Source organism: Candidatus Chordibacter forsetii, from assembly GCF_964187505.1.
GTDB classification, from domain to species: domain Bacteria; phylum Verrucomicrobiota; class Verrucomicrobiia; order Opitutales; family Seribacteraceae; genus Chordibacter; species Chordibacter forsetii.
On record NZ_CAXLML010000033.1, the window covers coordinates 1 to 3,022 of the forward strand.

A 3,022-nucleotide genomic window follows, 5' to 3' on the forward strand; every position below is an offset into this window, starting at 1 on the left:
GTCGGGTTGAAAGTCTCTTGCCCGCCCAATTGCTTCCAAAGGGTTTGAAAGGGAGTTTGTTGTGAACCCCTCTTTCTGAAGTTGAAATTCTATCAGTTCACAAAGATCCGGTTCATCATCGATAACAAAGACTGAATACTGGTGGGAGGGGAAAGTGGATGATTCACTCATGGCATAAACTGGGGGAATAGTTATTGATCCTTATACTCTACACCCTAAATGTAACAACTTTGCGCCAAGCATCGAAAAGTTGTGTTATTTTATAATTTCCTGAAATTTTGAATAAATGAGTCAAAAAACAGACTAAAATTGAATTCTCGATTTGTTGCGTTCTTGTTGCACGGATTTATTCAAATACGGGAAGCAGTAGCGTAGATTAAACTTGTTCATATCGGACAGTTTGTTTGTTTCAGTTACCCAATTAAAAAGCTGCATCTCCAATCGGGATGCAGTTTTTTTTTGCACCCCTAAATTGATCGATTTCTAAGCAACTGCTTTAAAGGGAGAGTGTGAAAAATTCTGTTCCGAATTCCGACAAGAACTGATTGATTGGTTTAAGTTTTCAACTGCTTGGGCAGACCTAAGTTCTTTAACAAAACTTGAGTAACTCAAAAGTTCCAGCTTTCCATCCATTTGCTCAACGATACAGGTGTTTGATTCTACCCAGTCTCCACTGTTTAGGTAGCGGACATCTCCAATCATGCGGTCAGAGGCGACATGGATATGACCGCAAATCATTCCCTGGCATTGAAATTTCTTGGCCATTTCAGCAAGGCTTTCCTCATACCTTTGTACATGGTTTACGGCCCCCTTTACCTTAGCCTTTGCCCATGCACTCAGGGAAAAAGGTTTTTTGCCTCTTAGTTTGCGTAACCGATTGTAGACGCGGTTAAATCGTATGAGGTTGTCATACCCGATAGAACCTATTTTGGCGATCCACTTGCGTTTCGTTGAAAATGTATCAAAGCAGTCTCCATGAAGAACCAAGTATTTTCGATTAAGGCCTTGAAAAATGTAACGTTCACAGATGCTTATTTTTTCGAAAGCAAAGGGTAGAATGTTGCTAATGAAATCATCATGATTGCCACGCAGGTAAATCACTTTGGTTTTCCGCTTTTCAACCATTTTTAAAATGAGGCGTATGCAGCGGGTGTGTTCTTTTTTCCAACCTCCCCCTCGTTTTAAAGCCCAACCATCAATAAAATCTCCATTGAGTACTAGTGCTTTGCAACGAACATGAGCAAGAAAGTGATTGAGCTTTTTTATTCCCGTTTCCCGCATCCCCAGATGAGTATCGGAAAGGAAGATCGTTCTGTATTCGAGCTTGGTCTTATTTTGACGATTCATGCGGGTGCTTTTACATATTCGGTTGGTGAATTTTGTGGTCGAGAAAAACTTGGAGTCTCCATCGATGTCTCAACCAAGTCTCGATGAAACTTTGCCACGATTTTTTTCCAGTCTGCACATTTTGTGGATTCGCGGGCATTTCGGGACATAATTGCTTGGTTTATCCCTGAAAGCCCAAGTGCCTCATTTAAGTTTTGATAGAGTGAGCGCTCATCACCAAGGGTTGAAAGAAATCCATTTTTAGCATGTTCGATATATTCAGAAGGGGCAGCGTAGTTGTAGGCTAAGACAGGAAGACCCGAGGTAAGTGCCTCGGTCACCACATTTCCAAAAGTTTCAGTTGTACTGGGAAATACAAAAAGATCGGCAGAAGCATAGTGCTTTGAAAGTACGAGTTTATTAAGGCAGCCCGTAAAAATAATGCTTGGAAATTTACGGGATAGTCTTTCCTTTTCGGGCCCGTCTCCCACAATTATACCCACCTTTGCTTTTCCTTGCTCAATCATTTGTTCGAATAACTTGCAGGCAAGTTCGAGGTTCTTTTCAGCTGCAACCCTTGATACACATAAGAGTACGCGGTCTAACTCACCAGCTCCCCATTGTTTTCGAAGAAAGTCGGATCGTCTTTGTGGGGTAAAAAGTGCCCGGTCTACACCACGGCTTAGCATTCTTACATTTTCATATCCCTTTTTTTCCAGTTCTTCAATTATCCAGTCGGTAGGTGCGAAGGTAGCAAGGGTGCGGTTGTGAAACCAACGGAGGTAAGAATCGACAATTGGTTTAAGGAAAGAAATCTTGTAGTGCCTTAAATATAGGTCGAAATTTGTATGAAAACCGGAAACTACCGGAATGCCCATTTTATTGGCAACTCGCAGGGCTGAAAATCCCGCCGGCCCTTCGGTTGCGAGATAGATCACATCCGGACGTTGGGCTTCCCACCTCGCTCTCAATAACTTGGAGCAGGGTAGTCCAAACCTGAGTTGGGGGTAGTTGGGGATAGGGCGGGCCGGTAAATCCACTTCGCTCCATGGATCATCATCTTTTCCGGTGGATTCCCGTGCGGGTCGAAGCACTTCGACTTGCGAACCCTGCTCACATAACCCTCGAGCTAAGTGGGCTAGGGTGAAGGACACTCCATTGACTTCCGGAGGAAAGGTCTCGGTGAGTAAGCAGATTCTTAAAGCCTTACGAATTCCATCTTTCATAATACAAATTTAACGTTATCTCTTATCGATTTTTCATCTTAGAGGTAACAATTCCGCACCAAAAAAAGGGCCGCCTCCGAAGAGGCGACCCTTGTATAAAACAAACAAACTTGACCGTACTACTTGACTGGCACAAAGCCGGTGCTTGCTACGATCTTTTGACCAGGTGCGGTCAAGGCGAAGTCCAAGAACTTCTTGGCTGCACCAGTCGGTGCACCGTTGGTGAAGCAGTTTAACCCGCGGGCCAACTTGTAGGAACCATCATTGGCGGTTGTTGCGGATGGAAGAACGCCATCTACCGCAATCACCTTGATTCCCTTGGCACCAACATAGGCCAATCCAACATAACCAATGCCGTTAGGATTATTGGCTACTTCGGTAGCGATTTGCTCGTTACCAGCCATCTTCTGTGTGGCGGAACCGTAGTCACGCTTGGCCATAGCAAACTTTTGGAAGAATGCATAGGTTCC

Annotated in this window: 3 protein-coding genes; all 3 read right to left on the reverse strand. The window is 44.0% G+C overall.

Translation table 11 applies throughout. From position 1 onward, the window contains the following. Window positions 1-483: 483 nt before the first annotated feature. Complete coding sequence (locus tag ACKPQ4_RS01370; RefSeq protein ID WP_407679416.1) at window positions 484-1,347, reverse strand: UDP-2,3-diacylglucosamine diphosphatase; 864 nt, start codon at window positions 1,345-1,347, stop codon at window positions 484-486. Next, a complete protein-coding gene (locus ACKPQ4_RS01375) occupies window positions 1,344-2,552 on the reverse strand; it encodes a glycosyltransferase family 4 protein (protein ID WP_407679417.1) in 1,209 nt (402 codons plus the stop codon). Before ACKPQ4_RS01375 ends, ACKPQ4_RS01370 begins: the two co-directional genes overlap by 4 nt. A 119-nt stretch (window positions 2,553-2,671) precedes the next feature. Then, window positions 2,672-3,022, reverse strand: a 351-nt coding sequence (locus ACKPQ4_RS01380; RefSeq protein ID WP_407679418.1) for a substrate-binding domain-containing protein, incomplete at its 5' end; no start/stop codon positions are given.

Bases quoted from the DNA above. Each gene is read 5' to 3' on its own strand.
- ACKPQ4_RS01370 (WP_407679416.1), bottom strand. From the start codon at position 1,347: ATGAATCGTCAAAATAAGACCAAGCTCGAATACAGAACGATCTTCCTT.
- ACKPQ4_RS01375 (WP_407679417.1), bottom strand. From the start codon at position 2,552: ATGAAAGATGGAATTCGTAAGGCTTTAAGAATCTGCTTACTCACCGAG.